At 63.9% G+C, this 15,216-nt stretch carries 18 protein-coding genes; 10 read left to right on the forward strand and 8 right to left on the reverse strand.

Annotation, left to right across the window (positions count from 1 at the left end; all coding sequences use genetic code 11):
• Position 1: 1 nt before the first annotated feature.
• Entirely contained in the window at positions 2-463 is a 462-nt protein-coding gene (locus ACSBOB_RS03410) for a (2Fe-2S)-binding protein (RefSeq protein WP_442581064.1), read from the reverse strand.
• 168 nt (positions 464-631) lie between these two features.
• On the opposite strand from ACSBOB_RS03410, the gene ACSBOB_RS03415 reads away from it, so the two are divergent.
• The 6 genes from ACSBOB_RS03415 (at position 632) to ACSBOB_RS03440 (ending at position 5,159) form a co-directional block, all read left to right on the forward strand.
• Positions 632-1,168 (forward strand): TetR/AcrR family transcriptional regulator, encoded by a 537-nt coding sequence (locus ACSBOB_RS03415; RefSeq protein ID WP_442581065.1) that lies wholly within the window; start codon positions 632-634, stop codon positions 1,166-1,168.
• A gap of 158 nt (positions 1,169-1,326) precedes the next feature.
• A complete protein-coding gene (locus ACSBOB_RS03420; protein ID WP_442581066.1) occupies positions 1,327-1,914 on the forward strand; it encodes a 5-formyltetrahydrofolate cyclo-ligase in 588 nt (195 codons plus the stop codon).
• A gap of 104 nt (positions 1,915-2,018) precedes the next feature.
• The gene (locus ACSBOB_RS03425) at positions 2,019-2,636 is read left to right on the forward strand and encodes a hypothetical protein (RefSeq protein WP_442581067.1); all 618 of its coding nucleotides are present in this window, start codon (positions 2,019-2,021) and stop codon (positions 2,634-2,636) included.
• A 71-nt stretch (positions 2,637-2,707) separates the two neighbouring features.
• The gene (locus ACSBOB_RS03430) at positions 2,708-3,538 is read left to right on the forward strand and encodes a TIGR00282 family metallophosphoesterase (RefSeq protein WP_442581068.1); all 831 of its coding nucleotides are present in this window, start codon (positions 2,708-2,710) and stop codon (positions 3,536-3,538) included.
• A 78-nt stretch (positions 3,539-3,616) separates the two neighbouring features.
• Entirely contained in the window at positions 3,617-4,366 is a 750-nt protein-coding gene (locus ACSBOB_RS03435; RefSeq protein ID WP_442581069.1) for a TerC family protein, read from the forward strand.
• 97 nt (positions 4,367-4,463) lie between these two features.
• Positions 4,464-5,159: a GGDEF domain-containing protein gene (locus ACSBOB_RS03440; RefSeq protein ID WP_442581070.1), complete on the forward strand. Its 696-nt coding sequence runs from the start codon at positions 4,464-4,466 to the stop codon at positions 5,157-5,159.
• A gap of 46 nt (positions 5,160-5,205) precedes the next feature.
• Here ACSBOB_RS03440 and ACSBOB_RS03445 read toward each other — a convergent pair whose 3' ends face one another.
• Positions 5,206-6,015, reverse strand: a complete 810-nt coding sequence (locus ACSBOB_RS03445; protein ID WP_442583625.1) for an MBL fold metallo-hydrolase — start codon at positions 6,013-6,015, stop codon at positions 5,206-5,208.
• Positions 6,016-6,289: 274 nt separating this feature from the next.
• Here ACSBOB_RS03445 and ACSBOB_RS03450 point away from each other — a divergent pair, with 274 nt between their 5' ends.
• From ACSBOB_RS03450 to ACSBOB_RS03460, 3 genes are all read left to right on the forward strand, one after another.
• Positions 6,290-7,039, forward strand: coding sequence for a YebC/PmpR family DNA-binding transcriptional regulator (locus ACSBOB_RS03450; RefSeq protein WP_442581071.1), 750 nt, complete (start codon positions 6,290-6,292; stop codon positions 7,037-7,039).
• An 86-nt stretch (positions 7,040-7,125) separates the two neighbouring features.
• Positions 7,126-7,902 carry an RDD family protein gene (locus tag ACSBOB_RS03455; protein WP_442581072.1) on the forward strand — a complete coding sequence of 259 codons (777 nt, stop codon included), beginning with the start codon at positions 7,126-7,128 and terminating at the stop codon, positions 7,900-7,902.
• Positions 7,899-8,180, forward strand: coding sequence for a SelT/SelW/SelH family protein (locus ACSBOB_RS03460; protein ID WP_442581073.1), 282 nt, complete (start codon positions 7,899-7,901; stop codon positions 8,178-8,180). The genes ACSBOB_RS03455 and ACSBOB_RS03460 overlap by 4 nt, the downstream gene beginning before the upstream one ends.
• 310 nt (positions 8,181-8,490) lie before the next feature.
• Here the strand turns inward: ACSBOB_RS03460 and rpmE are convergent, their stop codons facing one another.
• The gene (gene rpmE, locus ACSBOB_RS03465) at positions 8,491-8,712 is read right to left on the reverse strand and encodes a 50S ribosomal protein L31 (RefSeq protein ID WP_442581074.1); all 222 of its coding nucleotides are present in this window, start codon (positions 8,710-8,712) and stop codon (positions 8,491-8,493) included.
• A gap of 171 nt (positions 8,713-8,883) precedes the next feature.
• Here rpmE and ACSBOB_RS03470 point away from each other — a divergent pair, with 171 nt between their 5' ends.
• Positions 8,884-10,671 (forward strand): ABC transporter transmembrane domain-containing protein, encoded by a 1,788-nt coding sequence (locus ACSBOB_RS03470; RefSeq protein ID WP_442581075.1) that lies wholly within the window; start codon positions 8,884-8,886, stop codon positions 10,669-10,671.
• A gap of 4 nt (positions 10,672-10,675) precedes the next feature.
• On the opposite strand, the gene ACSBOB_RS03475 is transcribed toward ACSBOB_RS03470, so the two are convergent.
• The 5 genes from ACSBOB_RS03475 to ACSBOB_RS03495 all read right to left on the reverse strand — a co-directional run bounded on the left by ACSBOB_RS03475 (position 10,676) and on the right by ACSBOB_RS03495 (position 15,192).
• Positions 10,676-11,107: a type II toxin-antitoxin system VapC family toxin gene (locus ACSBOB_RS03475; RefSeq protein WP_442581076.1), complete on the reverse strand. Its 432-nt coding sequence runs from the start codon at positions 11,105-11,107 to the stop codon at positions 10,676-10,678.
• Complete coding sequence (locus ACSBOB_RS03480) at positions 11,104-11,376, reverse strand: hypothetical protein (RefSeq protein WP_442581077.1); 273 nt, start codon at positions 11,374-11,376, stop codon at positions 11,104-11,106. Before ACSBOB_RS03480 ends, ACSBOB_RS03475 begins: the two co-directional genes overlap by 4 nt.
• A gap of 79 nt (positions 11,377-11,455) precedes the next feature.
• Complete coding sequence (locus ACSBOB_RS03485) at positions 11,456-12,604, reverse strand: amidohydrolase (protein ID WP_442581078.1); 1,149 nt, start codon at positions 12,602-12,604, stop codon at positions 11,456-11,458.
• A 40-nt stretch (positions 12,605-12,644) separates the two neighbouring features.
• On the reverse strand, positions 12,645-13,418 hold the full coding sequence (locus tag ACSBOB_RS03490) for an SDR family NAD(P)-dependent oxidoreductase (RefSeq protein ID WP_442581079.1): 774 nt from the start codon (positions 13,416-13,418) through the stop codon (positions 12,645-12,647).
• A gap of 121 nt (positions 13,419-13,539) precedes the next feature.
• Positions 13,540-15,192, reverse strand: a complete 1,653-nt coding sequence (locus ACSBOB_RS03495) for an FAD-binding dehydrogenase (protein WP_442581080.1) — start codon at positions 15,190-15,192, stop codon at positions 13,540-13,542.
• Positions 15,193-15,216 lie beyond the last annotated feature (24 nt).

The following is a 15,216-nucleotide window of genomic DNA, read 5'->3' on the forward strand; positions in this document are numbered from 1 at the left end:
GTCAGATCCCCGCCGTCTTGAGGACGGCGGCCTTCCTGACGGCGGCGCGGATCTTCGGATAGGTGCCGCAACGGCACAGATTGCCGCTCATCGCCGCGTCGATGTCATCGTCGGTCGGGTCAGGTACCTGGTCCAGCAAGGCGACAGCGCTCATGATCTGGCCGGCCTGGCAGTAGCCGCATTGCGCAACCTGTTCCTCCAGCCATGCCTGCTGCACCGGATGCAGTTTTCCATCCTGCGCCAAGCCCTCGATGGTCAGGACCTCTTCCTTCACCTCGCCCACCGGCAGCGAGCAGGAACGCACCGGCATGCCGCCGACATGCACCGTGCAGGCGCCACACATGGCGATGCCGCAGCCGAATTTCGGGCCGGTCTTGCCTGCGAGGTCGCGCAAAGCCCAGAGCAACGGCATTTCCGGGTCGGCATTGATTTCCGTGGGCTTTCCGTCAACGATCAGGCGCATTGGATGGGAAATCCTTCTGCCAGCGGGTAGGAAGGGCGGGAATTGACTTATCGCAACAATCTGACAAAATCCGTCAAAATGTCAAGACACCTGCGTCAAGCCGAAAATCCAGCACCATCCGAGGCAACAGCGGAGGATGCGAAGCGTTCCCGCATCCTGCAGGCGGCGATGAAGGTATTCCTCGCCTATGGATTTTCGCGGGTCACCATGGACGATATCGCCAAGGCGGCGGAGATGTCGCGCCCGGCGCTCTATCTTGTTTTCCGCAACAAGGCAGACATCTACCAGGCGATAGCCGCAAGTCTTATCGCGGAATCCTTCGGCAAGGCGCGCGCGGCGCTGGCAGCCGAAGGCACGTTCGCCGGGCGGATGAATGCGGCAATCGATTCCTGCCTGATCTCGATCTTTTCGGAGATCGCCGCCTCGCCGCACGGCGCCGAAATTCTGGACGCCAAGAGCACGCTTGCCGCCGACCTGCTGCTGTCGTGGAAGCGCGATCTCGGCGCCATCATCCGCGACGCGATCGAGGCGGAAGCGGAGCGCAACGGCGTCGATCTGGTGACCGGCGAACTCTCGCCCGAAATGCTGGCGCAATTCCTGCTGGACGGCATCGAGGGCATGAAATCGCGCCTCACCGATCCCGACCAGCAACGCAAGGCGGTGCGCGGACTGGTGAAGATCGTCGAACGGACGCTTCGGCCATAGGATATCCGTGCATCTGCCTCTGCGCTGAACACCAGGTTGGCCAGGAGGCGGTGTCTGAATGGACAGAGTCGATATTATCGCCTGTTGCGGCCTGGACCGGTCTTCCGATATCCAGACCGGCCATATCGTTTGCAAGACAACAAAGCTGCGTGTGCCGGATGACGACGCCGAAAGACCATAAGAAGCAACTGCGTCTCGAAGCGCTGGAGCGACGCGACGCTCTCGACCCGATCTGGCGCATCGAGGCGTCGCTGGCCATGGCCGAGACCGCGCGGCAGAACATCGAGGCGGGACCCGCCGACATCGTCACAGGCTTCTGGCCGATCCGCTCGGAGGTTGATACGCGCCCGACACTGTTCGCGTTTCGCGAAAACGGCGCGAGGCTCGGCCTGCCGGCGATCCTCGACAGGACGACCATCGTTTTCCGCGAACTGGTGCGGGATGGGGCGATGATCGACATGGGGTTCGGCACGTCTGGGCCTGGACCCGACGCCGATGTGCTCGATCCGACCATCATGCTGGTGCCGCTCGCCGCCTTCGACGCGCGCGGCCACCGCATCGGCTATGGCGCCGGGCACTATGACCGGGCGATTGCCCGCCTGCACGATAAGGGGGCAGCGGTACGTCTGATCGGCGTCGCCTTCGATTGCCAGGAAGTCGCCCGGGTGCCGGACGAGCCGCATGACGTGATCCTGCCTGAACTGCTCACCGAGAGCGGGTTGAGACGGTTCGACCGCGGCGGCTGAGGCCATCGACCCCGATTTGCCGCACTTACGACCAGTTTGCGTCAGTCGCCTAACATAATTTTCAGCAGCACAGGCTAGCGTCGCGGCGTCGCCGGAGAGACGGGATGTTGCTGCTGAAAATCGCTCTGCTGCCGTTTGTCCTGCTGGCGACGGTCATTCTGGTCATGGTCACCCATGTCGCTGGAACCACGCTGCATCATCGGCTCGCCTGGGCACCGGTCACCGCCGTGGTGCTGCGGTCGGAAACGCTGTGCGAGGTCACCTACCAGCCACGCGACGCCGTGCTGCGGGCCGTCGCGGCGCTGGGCTCTTGCGAGGAGACAGGCTCTGTCGTCCTGCCGGAGGGCGGAACGAAGCCCAGAACCGTCGAGGGCGTGTATGGCGCCCTTGTCTACAGCGTCGACGGCACGGCACAGACATGGGAGGGCAAGCTGTCGGACGCCGGCATCTACAAGGCAAGTGCCGGCGACGAGTTCCTGCTCTATTACGATCCGTCCTCGCCGCAGGACATCGATACGGCGCAGTACAAGGGCTGGTTGGGCGGCCTGCTGATCTTCGGCTTTTCCGCAGGCATTATCGCCTTCTACGGCTGGCTTGTCCGGCCTCGCCGCAAAGGGCCGGCCGACTCCGGCGGGAAGCCAATGGATGCGGGCGGCAGGCCGGGGGCATCGCCACCGCATATCGCCAAAGGACGTCCCCGGCAGAGGTTCGGAAGAGCCTGAACGTTCGCCTGCCGAGGAATTCCCGGGTGTTTCGGCTTGCTTCGATGCTCGTCACCTGACTAGAAGTCTGCATGAGACTTCTCTTTCTGGGCGACATGGTGGGACGGTCCGGCCGCACGGCGGTGTGGGAGCGGCTGCCGGGACTGATCTCCGACTTCAAGCTGGATTTCGTCATCGTCAATGGCGAGAACGCCGCCGGCGGGTTCGGTATCACGGAGGAGATATTTCGCGAGACGCTTGCCGCGGGCGCGGACGTGGTGACCACCGGCAACCACGTCTGGGACCAGCGCGAGGCGCTTGAGTTCGCACCCCGCCAGGAGCGCTTTCTGCGGCCCGCGAATTTTCCACGGGGCACGCCCGGGCGTGGCTCGGGCGTCTACATCGCCCGCAACGGCGCGCGCGTGCTGGTCTCCAACATCATGGGCCGGGTGTTCATGCATCCGGAACTCGACGATCCGTTCCAGGCAGGCGAACGCGAGCTTGCCGCCTGTCCGCTCGGCGAGCAGGCAGACGCGGTGGTCATCGATTTCCACGCCGAAGCCACATCGGAAAAAATGTGCTTCGCTCATTTCGTCGACGGCCGCGCCAGCCTCGTCGTCGGCACCCATACGCACCAGCCCACCGCCGATCACCAGATCCTCAATGGCGGCACGGGATACCTGACCGATGCCGGCATGTGCGGGGACTACGATTCCTCGCTCGGAATGGACAAGGAGGAGCCGCTCAACCGCTTCCTGTCGAAGGTGCCGAAGGGCCGCTTCGAGGCGGCGGGCGGTCCTGCGACGATTTGCGGCGTCGGCGTCGAAATCTCCGATCGCACCGGACTTACCGAACGAATCGCGGCGCTTAGGCTGGGGCCGCGGCTCGAGGAAACCATTCCGTCCTTCTGGCAAGGCCGTTGACGTGAGCGGGGACCTCTCCTACCTCTGTCGCGATTTCACCTACGTCCCTTCACCATGTTTTGACCCGACGAGAAGCCGATGACCGACTTCCTTGCGATGCATCTCGACTGGTTTTCCGATCCGACGGCCTGGGTGGCGTTGCTGACACTGGTGGTGCTGGAGGTCGTGCTCGGCATCGACAATCTGATCTTCATCTCCATCCTGACCAACAAGCTGCCGGAAGCGCAGCGCGCCCGCGCCCGCCGCCTCGGCATTTCCGCAGCCCTGGTCATGCGGCTGGTGCTGCTGGCGACGATCTCCTTCATCGTGCAACTGACCGCGCCGCTGTTCACGCTGTTCGACCACGGCTTTTCGTGGCGCGACCTGATCCTGATCGCCGGCGGCCTGTTCCTTGTGTGGAAAGCGACGAAGGAAATTCATCACACCGTCGACCCGGACGACCACAAGGATTCGATGGTCGGCGATGCGGTGCAACTGACGATCGGCGCGGCGATCTTGCAGATCCTTGTGCTCGACCTTGTCTTCTCGATCGACTCGATCATCACCGCCGTCGGCATGACCGACGAGATTGCCATCATGTGCATCGCCGTCATCGCCGCTGTGTCGGTGATGATGCTGGCGGCCGCGCCGCTCGCCAAGTTCATCGAGAAGAACCCGACCATCGTCATGCTGGCGCTGGGTTTCCTGCTGATGATCGGTATGACGCTGATCGCCGACGGCATGGGTTTCCATGTGCCGAAGGGCTACATCTACGCCGCGATGGGTTTTTCCGCCCTGGTCGAAGGGCTCAACATGCTGGCGCGGCGACGCAAGGGCAAGGTCCGCTGACCACGCGGCCTCCGGGCGAAGCCACCCGCCCAGTGGGCGGCCCGGCGCGCTGGCGTTTCCGGTTCCTGGCCTGATCTGGTGCGCGCTTTCCTACAGCATGTTCATCACGGCGGTCGTCACCATGCTGCGCTCCGGATGGTTGATGATCGCGGTGTCGTCGAGCCTGCTGCTCCTGCCCGTGATGTCGGACGTCATTGCATCGACGACATCGGTCCGGCTCGGCGTGGCGCTGATCGCGCTTGGGCCGCTGACGGTGGCAAGCATCAATACGGCCCGCAACGAACTCCTGGCCCGGCTGTTCCGCGCCGCAAACCACGATTCGCTCACCGGCACGCTGTCGCGAAGCGCATTCCTGACGTTTATGAACGACGTGATCCGAACCGGGAAACCGGCGACCCTGCTGATGCTGGACGTCGATCATTTCAAGCGCGTCAATGACGGCTATGGACACGCCGGCGGGGACCGGGCGCTGGTCGAACTCGCGCGACTGGTGGGCAGCCAGCTGAGGCAAGGCGACGCCTTCGGCCGGATCGGCGGCGAGGAGTTCGCTGTCATGCTGCCGGACACGGACATCGCGGAAGCAAAGTCGATAGCCGAACGCATTCACGGCGCCGTCCGTGAAGCCGATATCCAGATGACGCAGTCGGTTTCGGCGCGGATATCGGTGAGCATCGGGGTAGCCGTCCACGACGGGACATCCCGGGCCAGCCCCGAAAGCCTGATGGCCGCCGCCGACCAGGCGCTTTATGTCGCGAAGTCTGCCGGCCGAGACCAGGTGCGGGTAGCGGATTGAACCGACGTTTCGTGCGCTGCCCGCCTATCCGGTGGAACCAGAACCGTCATACACCGTCGAGCACGACGATGGTCGGCCGGCTGGGCAGGCTGCGCAGCGAGACGGTCAGCGAGCGGCTGTCGCGATAGTCGACCGCGAAGGCGTCGCCCATCATGCCAAGGAATTGTGCCATCGGCGTCGCATGGCGGTGCATCGGAAGTACGATCGAGGACTGCAGACGCGCCGTGATCTCGCTCATCGAGCCGAGCGATTGCGTCAGCCCTCCGTCGATCGGCACCATCAATATGTCGAGCCGGCCGATCGCCCCGAACTGGGCATCGCTCAGCCTCGTATGCAGGTGGCCGAGATGGCCGATGCACAGGTCCGCGACCTCGAAGATGAAGATCGAATTGCCGTCGCGCTCGAGATTGCCATCCCAGTCGCGGATGTCGGTGGTGACGTTGCGGATGTAGACGTCGTCGACCACCGCGGCGTGTCGGACCGGCCCGCCCTGCGGGTTCCAGCCACGCAGCACGTGTTCGATCGCCGGATCCGGTGTGTCCGTATAGTGGGTGCGATGCGCCTTGTTCATGGTGGCGACGCGCGGTGGCGGATTGCCGCCATAGACGCCGCTGAAATCGGTGGCGATGCGCACGCCGGCCGGCGTGTCGATCAGATAGGTGGAGTGCCCGGCGTAAGTGATGACCACCTCGCCGTCTTCGGCGCCCGCGATCGGCGTGAAATTCGCATAGGTCACCTTCGGAAGGGCCCGGGCTATCGCCATGCATTTGCTGGGTGGCCGCGCGTCGTCCTGCGCCCAGGCGACGGCAGGCGCAAACAGCAGCCAGCAAAGGGCGGCAATGAGGCGAAGCGGCATGGGCATGGCCGACCGGACTCCACGAAGAGGTTCCGCAAGGTTAAGCAGAGCACCGGTCGCGACCAGCCCAATCGCCGCGCCGGCGGATCAAAACTTCGCGAGCATCTTTCGTCGGCGCCGTGTCACCGTCTGTGCGTGAGGCCCTACGGCAGGTGGGGAAGGGCATCGCAACTCACAAAAGCCGCATATTTCCGCTTCTTCTGGACGTTTGACGGCAACTTATCTATAAGCCCGCCATTCCGGAAATCGCCGTACTTTCGAAGACAGGGACCTCATGGCCGGGCATTCACAGTTCAAGAACATCATGCACCGCAAGGGCCGCCAGGACGCGGTCAAGTCGAAGATATTCTCCAAGCTGGCGCGCGAGATCACCGTCGCTGCGAAAATGGGCGTTCCCGACCCGGCGATGAACCCGCGCCTCAGGCTCGCCATTCAGAATGCGCGCGCCGAATCCATGCCGAAGGACAACATCCAGCGGGCCATCAACAAGGCGACCGGCGGCGACGCCGAGAACTATGACGAGGTCCGCTACGAAGGGTATGGTCCGGGCGGCATCGCGCTGATCGTCGAGGCGCTGACCGACAACCGCAACCGCACCGCTTCCAACGTGCGCGCCGCCTTCACCAAGGCCGGCGGGGCGCTCGGCGAAACCGGTTCCGTGTCGTTCCTGTGGGACCGCGTCGGCGAGATCTATTATCCTGCCAAGGCTGCCGACGCCGACAAGGTGATGGAAGCGGCGATCGACGCCGGCGCCGACGATGCTCAGTCCGACGAAGACGGCCACACCATTCTGTGCGCCTTCGAAAGCGTCGGCGAGGTCTCGAAGGCGCTGGAGACCGCGCTCGGCGAGGCCGAGAGCGTGAAGATCATCTGGAAGCCGCAGAACAACGTGCCGGTCGACGAGGAGCGCGCGCAATCGCTGATGAAACTGGTCAACACGCTCGAGGACGACGACGACGTGCAGAACGTCTATGCCAATTTCGAGGTCGACGAGGCGACGCTGGCCAGGCTGAGCGCGGCATAATGCATTTCCGCCATCCTTTTGCTGTCGATTTCGGTTGAAATCCTTTCGGCTTTCAACCAGCAATCCTCCCGATTGGGAGGATGGACATGGCAAGTGAAAGTGCGGTTTCGGGATTGCCCCGCGTCGGATTCTGGCGCCGCTTCCTTGCCCTGATCATCGACATGACGATTATACTGATTCCGCTGCAGGCGGTTGTGGCGGTTTTGTATGCAAACACCAATGGCGTCATACAGGGCAATTTTGGCTTCACCATTACATCCTGCTCGCCCCTTACCCAAATTCCAGACGGATTGCAGCCTGCGCCGCCCGAAGGCATCAATGGAGCTGCCGAATGCCGCACATCTTTTCTAGGCTTCGACATCAACCGGGTGCTGATTGTCAGCAAGACAACACAAAGTGGCAACGTCACGACCAGCGTTTCCCAATCATACGCGCTGGATGCCAAAGGCCTGCCTAGCGACGGTGTTTTTGATGTCACCTGGGCCGCGGTGCTGTTGCTCCTCGCCTACCTTGTGATCATGGAGATCCGTTCGGGAAGAACTCTGGGTAAGCGCGCCACGGGGATCAAGGTGATAGATGCAGCTGCTCCCGACCGCGTTGGTATTTCGGCGGGGAAAGCGCTCTGGCGACAGGTCATGATGTGGATCGGTCTGGCACCCGGGTTCATTGCCCCCATTGCACTAAGCGGTTTTTTCAGCACGGCGGAACTCGAGCCTTTTTTCAATGGCCCTTATTTCCTTCCCGCGTTGATCCTTATTGGACTGATCGGATTCGGCTGGTCCCTATGGATCGTCATCTCACTTGTCCGTAAGGTCGACCCGATCTACGACCGGATCGCGGGAACGTCCGTGCTGCGAACATGACGAATCTGCCTGTCATTCGCATCACCTACTGCACGCAGTGCCAGTGGCTGTTGCGCGCCGGCTGGATGGCGCAGGAACTGCTTTCGACCTTCGGGACGGACCTGGGCGAGGTCACGCTGGTGCCCGGCACCGGCGGCATATTCACGATTGCCTGCAATGAAACTCTCGTCTGGGACCGCAAGCGCGACGGCGGCTTTCCCGATGCCGCGAAGCTGAAGCAACTGGTTCGCGACGTGATCGATCCGGGCCGCGATCTCGGGCATTCCGACAGGAAATAGACTGAGATCGAACGTGGCGAGCTCTGCCGCTACCGATTGCGATAGGCCTTCCACGCTCCGCCCGATCCGGGGCCGAGCGCGATGCCGATGGTTATGCCGATCGGAAGGTCGTCAATCGCCGCGCCGATAGCGGTGCCGAATCCAACGCGGATGGCTATGCCGAAGCCATAGGCTGCCTCCCTTTTGCACCGGTTCACGGGCCGAGGGACAATGACGCTTGAATTCTTCGACGAGAATGAGATCGGCTGCGGCGCAGCCAACAAAAAACCCCGCTGGAGCGGGGTTCTTGTCGGAAGCGGAAAGTCGTGCCTTAGATGCCGAGGCCTTCGTAGCGCTTCTTGAACTTGGAGAGACGGCCGCCGCGGTCGAGCAGGGTCTGCTGGCCGCCGGTCCAGGCCGGATGGGTGGTCGGGTCGATGTCGAGGTTCATCGTGTCCCCTTCCTTGCCCCAGGTCGACCGGGTGAGATATTCGGTACCATCGGTCATCACGATCTTGATGGTGTGGTAGTCGGGATGGATCTTGTCTTTCATCGGTCTGTTCCTGGCTTTCGCGAACGCGCCGGCACGCCTGCGGCGATGCGCCCACTGTCAAAAAGAATGAAGCCGCAGCTATTGGACGGCTACGGCTGCAAAAAACGGTCGGCGGGCCTATACACCAGCCGAAATTGAATCACAAGGCCGCAGCACCCGGGAAGGAAGCCGATGGAGGAACCGAAAAGGCGTTCGCTGAAGCCGCTCCGGCGCCTGCTGCCTTATGTGCTGCGTTATCGGGTGCTGGCCATCGGTGCGGCTATCTCGCTGGTGGTGGCCGCCGCAACGACCCTCACCTTGCCGCTAGCCGTGCGCCGCATGATCGACCACGGCTTCTCGTCGGCGGATTCCACCTTCATCGCCAACTATTTCTCGATGATCGTCGTCCTGGCGGCCGTGCTCGCCGCAGCCTCGGCGGCGCGTTACTATTTCGTCATCACACTCGGCGAGCGCGTCGTCGCGGACTTCCGCCGCGACGTGTTTTCGCATGTGACGACGCTGTCGCCTGGCTTCTTCGACACGGTGCAGTCCGGCGAGATCGTGTCGCGGCTGACCGCCGACACCACGCAGATCAAGTCGGCGGTGGGTGCGACCGCATCGCTGGCGTTGCGCAACGCCATCCTCGGCATCGGCGCGGTCGGCATGATGATCGTCACCAGTCCGAAACTGTCCGGCCTGGTCATCGTCGCCATCCCGGTGATCGTTCTGCCGCTGGTCGCCTTCGGGCGCTCGGTGCGGCGCAAGTCGCGTCTGGCGCAGGACACGCTGGCCGAGGCGTCGGCCTACGCCAGCGAGCAGATCGGAGCGATCCGCACGCTGCAGGCGTTCACCAATGAAAGGCTGGTGACCGGGCGCTTCGCCGGCGCGGTGGAGGCGGCGTTCCAGGCCGCGCGCTCTTCGGTGCTGGCGCGCTCGCTGCTCACCTTCTTCGCAATCTTCACGATTTTCGCCTCCGTCGTCGCGGTCCTTTGGTTCGGCTCCCGCGACGTACTCGCGGGCAACATCTCGCCCGGCACGCTCGGCCAGTTCCTGCTCTACTCGGTGTTTGCCGCCGGCGCCCTCGGCGCGCTGTCGGAGGTATGGGGCGAACTCAGCCAGGCGGCCGGGGCGGCCGAGCGGTTGACCGAACTGCTGGCCGAGACGCCAGCCGTGGCCAGCCCTGTCAATCCTGTGCCCCTGCCGGCCAAGCCGGTTGGCTCGGTCGAATTCCGCGACGTCTCCTTCTCCTACCCGTCCCGGCCCGACCTGCCGGCGCTGCATGGGATGAGCTTTTTCGTTAAACCGGGCGAGCGCATCGCGCTAGTCGGCCCGTCGGGCGCCGGCAAGAGCACCATCTTCTCGCTGATCCTGCGTTTCTACGATCCGCAATCCGGCACGGTGCTGGTTGACGGTGTCGACATCGCCACAGCCGATCCGGCCGAACTACGCGCCCGAATCGCTATCGTACCGCAGGACGTCACGGTGTTCGCGGCGACGGCGGCGGAAAACATCGGCTTTGGCCGGCCGGGCGCCAGGCTGCCGGAGATCGAGGCGGCGGCGCGTGATGCTGTCGCCGACGAGTTCATCCGCAAGCTGCCGGGCGGCTACGATGCGGAAGTCGGCGAGCGCGGCGTGACCCTGTCGGGCGGCCAGCGCCAGCGTATCGCGATCGCCCGCGCCATCCTGCGCGACGCGCCGATCCTGCTGCTCGACGAGGCGACCTCGGCGCTCGACGCCGAGAGCGAGAGTGCCGTGCAGACGGCGCTGGAGCGGCTGATGCTGGGACGCACGACGATCGTCATCGCCCACCGCCTCGCCACGGTGCTCAAGGCTGACCGCATCCTCGTGATGGATGACGGCAGGATCGTCGAGGAGGGCACCCACGACAGCCTGGTCGCCAAGGGCGGGCTCTATGCACGGCTGGCGGAATTGCAGTTCGCCGACGGCAAGGCGGCAGGTTTCGCTCGGGCGGCGGAGTAGCGGCTCAGTCAGGCTTCCAGTCAGCCAAGAGCATCACATGGCCGAATTGGCCCGCCTTCGCGACGTGGCGGGCGTCGGCGGTTACGAACTTGCCACCGCGTTGGATCGCCAGGGCGTGGTAGATGCTGTCTTGCAATCCGGGATAGCCTGCAGTTTTGGTGCCAGTCGTCGTGATGCTCTCCGCCAGCAAAATATCACTCTCATCCGGCTGGGCGATTTCCAGCCCGGCGATGCGTAATCGCCCGAGGAGTTCCATGACCTTGTCGAAAGGGACGCCATGCCGCAGCGCGATCGACAGGGCCTCATACAAGAGCAGGCTTGGCGCGACTAACGACAGTTCTGCCTCCAAGGCATGGGCAAACAACGCCTCGGCTTGGTCGTGGTCCGGTTCATCGAGGAACAACTTCGCGAAAACCGACACATCTACAACGATCATTCGTCACCATGACGGGACGCCAGTTCCTCATCGCGTTGCGTCCGGATTTCCTGCAAGGTCTCCACGACGCCGGGACCTTTCAGCGGATAGGGCTTGAAATCCCGAATTGCCGTCAACGCTTCCTGCTTTTTGACGTCACGCAACGCCCGTTCGATTGCGTCCTCAACAAAACTCGACCGCTTGGTTTTGGGAACGGTCAATTCGAGTTGACGCTTGACGTCGCTGGCTATCGAAAACGTCGCGCGTTCCTTCGGGCCTGATGCATTCATTTTCGCACCTCTTCAGCGTATCTTATTCTCATACGCATACGTACGCAAATTGCGTACGCATAGTCGCGTTGGAGACCGTCTACCCCAGCAGATTGCGCGCCGTGCGCATAAAAATGCGTGAGCCGATGGCGATCAGGTCGTCCGGGAAGTCGTAGTCCGGATTGTGCAGGGACGGACGCTCGACGCCGGCGCCGAGGAAGAACATCGCCGATCTCGACGCGTGGCCGAACACGCCGAAATCCTCCGAAGCGCGCATCGGAAGCAGCTCCTCGTCATGGGAGATGCCTTCCGCGTCGAGCGCGGCACGCAGATAGCCCACCGCCTCCGGCGCGTTGAGGCTGGCGACGAAGATCTCGTGGTAGTCGATCGTGTGGCGCAGGCCGTCCTTTTCGGCCGCTTCGCGCACCAGAGTTTCGGCTGCCGCGCAGAGGTCAGCCATGCGCTCGTCGAGGCGGGTACGCAATGTGGCGCGGATTTCCGCATGGCCCGGCGCGATGCCGAAGACCGGTTCTCCCATCGAGGCATGCGTGACGGTGACCATGGCAAAATCGTCGTCATGAAAACTGCCGCCACCGAGTTTCGCCAGCGCCGGCATAAGCCGGCTGACGGCGAGCATCGGCGAAATGCCGGTCTCCGGCATGGAGGAATGGGCGGTCTTGCCGTCCAACACAACACGCATGCCACGCGAGGCGCAGTTGACGACGCCGGACTTCAGCCGGACATGGCCGAGCGGCGTGCCGGGCAGGTTGTGCAGCGAGAAGGCGAAATCCGGGCGGATCTTTTCGTAGCGCGGATCGGCGACCACGCCGGCGGCTCCGTTGCCGGTTTCCTCCGCCGGCTGGAACATCAGCACGATGCGCCCGCGCGCCGGCGGACGGCGGCCGAACTGGCGGGCGAGCGCGGCAAGGATAGTGGTGTGGCCGTCATGGCCGCACATATGCGACTTGCCGGGTATCGCGGAGCGGTGCGGGATATCCGGCAGTTCCTCGATCGGCAGTGCGTCGAGTTCGCTGCGGAAGAGAATTGTCGGCCCCGGTTCGGCGCTCTCGTAGACCAGCGCGACACCGTGGCCGCCAAGGCCGGTGAGCACCTTGCTCGGGCCGGTGTCAGCAAGGAAATCGACCACGCGCTGCGCCGTGGCTTCTTCCTCATTGGATATCTCGGGATAGCGATGCAATTCGCGCCGGAAGGCGACCAGGTCGGCGATGTCGCGATTGGTGAGGTTCATGATTGTTCCAGTCGGGGCGTTGTTGGGCAGCGTGCCGGGCCTAGCGCGACGTCCAGCCGCCGTCGATGATCAGCGTCTGGCCGGTGATCATCGACGCAGCGGGCGAGGCCAGGAAGGCGACCGCGCCCGAGACTTCCGTCGGCCGGCCGATCCTGTGAAGGGCGGCGATGCGCTCGATCACGTCGGCCTTGAATTCTGGATTGCCGAGCGCCTCGGACGTGCCGTCGGTTTCGATGAAAGTAGGGGCGACGGCGTTGACGGTGATGCCGTGCTTGCCCCATTCGATCGCCATGCATTTGGTCATGTGGGCGATCGCCGCTTTCGTCAGGCAGTAGATCGCCTCGCCGGGCAGCGCGATGAAGCCGGCCTGCGAGCTCATGTTGACGATGGCGCCGCCCTTGCCGCGCGCCATCATCTTCTTGGCGACATGCTGCGAAATGAAGAAGCTTGCCTTGACGTTGTAGGCGACCGTCCAGTCGAATTCCTCCTCGGAAAAATTCTCGACCGGCCCCTCGGTGCCGCCGCCGGCATTGTTGACGAGAATGTCGACGCTGCCGAAATGTTTTGCCGCTTCATCGACGGCCGCATAGGACTGCTTCAGGTCCAGAACGTCCATCTGCAGGGCCAGCGCCTCGCGGCCGAGCGCCCTGACCGCGGCGGCGGTGCCGCCATCCTTGTTGCGGTCGCGCAGGCCGAGGGCAATGTTGGCGCCGGATTGCGCCAGCGCCAGGCAGATCGCCCCTCCAAGCCCGCGCCCAGCTCCGGTGACCAAAGCGGTTTTTCCCTTCAGATCGAAACTCGGCAATTCGTTCATCGATTTCCCTCCCATGGTATCGAGCCATGAACCGGCTCTTTGATCTTATTGCCGCGCAACCGGCAGCGCTTGCCGCAGGCCACTATGACCGCCGGACTGGCGGCGCTACGTCAAATGCCTGTCAGCGAGCGGCCGCCCGTCCGGCATTGCGTCCCGAAAAAATGCAGCCGCCGAGGAACGTGCCCTCCAGCGCGTTGTAGCCGTGATAGCCGCCGCCACCGAAGCCGGCTGCCTCGCCGGCGGCATAGAGGCCGGGGATCGGCGCGCCGGCCGCGTCCAGCACTTGCCCCTCAAGATTGGTGTGGATGCCGCCCAGCGTCTTGCGAGTCAAAATGTTGAGGCGCACCGCGATCAGCGGGCCATAGGCCGGTTCGAGGATTTTATGCGGTTTTGCCGTGCGGATGAGCTTGTCGCCGAGATAGCGGCGGGCGCCATTGATGGCGATCACCTGCGCGTCTTTGGAGAAGGGATTGTCGATCTCGCGGTCGCGTGCCTCGATCTGCGTCCTCATCCGGTCATGATCGAGAAGGGCGGAGCTGGCCAGCTGGTTCATGCCGTCGACGAGGTCGCCGAGGTTTTGCGCGACGACAAAATCCTCGCCGTTCTTCTTGAACGCCTCGACCGGCGGCGGTGCGCCCGCGCCGCGCCGGCTGCGCAGCACGTTGAGCCAGCTTTTCGAGGTCAGGTCGGGGTTCTGCTCCGAGCCGGAGAGCGCGAATTCCTTCTTGATGATCTTTTGGGTCAGTACGAACCACGAATAGTCGTAGCCGGTCGAAAGAATGCGCTTCAGCGTCGCCAGCGTGTCGAAGCCGGGCAGGCAGGGAGCGGCCAGCCGCTCGCCCAGTGCGTCGAACCACAGTGACGACGGACCGGGCAGGATACGGATGCCGTGGTTCGGCCAGATCGGCGCCCAGTTTCGCAAGCCTTCGGTGTAGTGCCACATGCGGTCGGCGTTGATGACGGCCGCGCCGGCTTCCTGCGCGATGCCGATCATGCGGCCGTCGACATGCGGCGGCACGCCGGCGACCATCGAACGCGGCGGCTCGCCCAGCCGGTCGCGCGGCCAGTTTTTTCGCACCAGGTCGAAATCGCCGCCGATGCCGCCCGACGTGATCAGCACCGCGCCGGCAGCGAATTCGAAATCGCGGATGACCGTACGGCCGGATTTTTGGCCGCGCTCGGCGGTCGAGGGTTCGAGAACCTCGCCAGCGACGCCGGTAACGGCACCATTGATCTTGACGATGCGGCTCGCGCGGTGGCGGAATTTCAGCGCGATCAGCCCTTTCGCCGCGTGTTCACGGACGCGCCGCACGAACGGTTCCAGCACGCCGGGGCCGGTGCCCCATGTCAGATGGAAGCGCGGGACGGAGTTGCCGTGGCCATGCGCCTGGCCGCCGCCGCGCTCGGCCCAGCCGACGACCGGAAACCAGCGCATGCCTTGCGCATGGAGCCACGGACGCATCTCGCCGGCGGCGAAGTCGATGAAGGCCTCGGCCACCTGGCGGGGCCAAAGATCCTCGGGGCGGTCGAATTGCGCCGATCCCAGCCAGTCCTGCATGGCGAGTTCGCGGCTGTCGCGGATGCGCATGCGCCGCTGCTCGGGACTGTCGACGAAGAACAGCCCACCGAGTGACCAGAACGCCTGTCCGCCGAGCGAATTCTCGCCCTCCTGGTCGAGGACGATGACACGCTTGCCGGCATCCACCAATTCGGCGGCGGCGACCAGCCCGGCCAGACCCGCACCTACGACGATGGCATCGGCCTGTTCGGCCATTTTTCCTCCCGTTCCTGAGCCTGC

Origin of the sequence: Mesorhizobium sp. KACC 23794 (assembly GCF_052180275.1) — a bacterium.
In the GTDB taxonomy this organism is placed as follows: Bacteria; Pseudomonadota; Alphaproteobacteria; order Rhizobiales; family Rhizobiaceae; genus Kumtagia.